This is a genomic window from Mesorhizobium sp. M7A.F.Ca.ET.027.02.1.1 (genome assembly GCF_004022985.1).
Classification (GTDB): Bacteria; Pseudomonadota; Alphaproteobacteria; order Rhizobiales; family Rhizobiaceae; genus Mesorhizobium.
The window spans coordinates 1-528 of record NZ_RZOL01000907.1; the positions used below are offsets into that span (position 1 = coordinate 1).

General features: G+C 55.5%; 1 pseudogene. It reads right to left on the reverse strand.

The annotated features are described in order from the left end of the window. Positions 1 to 155: 155 nt before the first annotated feature. Positions 156 to 528, reverse strand: a pseudogene (locus EN749_RS36940) (alkene reductase); the annotation flags it as partial.

Below are 528 nucleotides of genomic sequence, written 5' to 3' on the forward strand. Positions count from 1 at the left end.
AATCAATGGAACGTTGCAGATCGCCAACGCGCAGCATGGTGTGAAGTAGGCGCATAATTTCCTCATTAACCAATGAAATAGACTGTCTTTTTGAACAGAAACGATGTTTTAGTATAGCGGCGAAGTATCGCCGCTATCAATGAACAACGGCGAGATTACAGAGAAGGGTAGTCGGTGTAGCCTTCCGCGCCGCCGCCGTAGAAGCTTTCAGGGCGCTGCGGGTTCAGGGCCGCTTTTTTCTGCAGGCGGGCAACCAGATCCGGGTTGGCGATGTAGTCGCGGCCAAACGCGACGGCATCAATCAGCCCTTTGCCGATCAGGTCTTCGGCTTTCTCCGGGGTATAAGCCCCCGCACCGATGATCACCCCGTGGAAACGCTCGCGCACTTTCTGACGGAATGCGTCCGTGTAAGGCTTACCGCCAGCCCAGTCCGGCTCGGACATGTGCAGATAGGCGATGCCACGTTTAGCCAGCTCTTCAATCAGATACAGCGCGTCCGCTTCTTCGTTCGGACCGTTGTCGACGTTC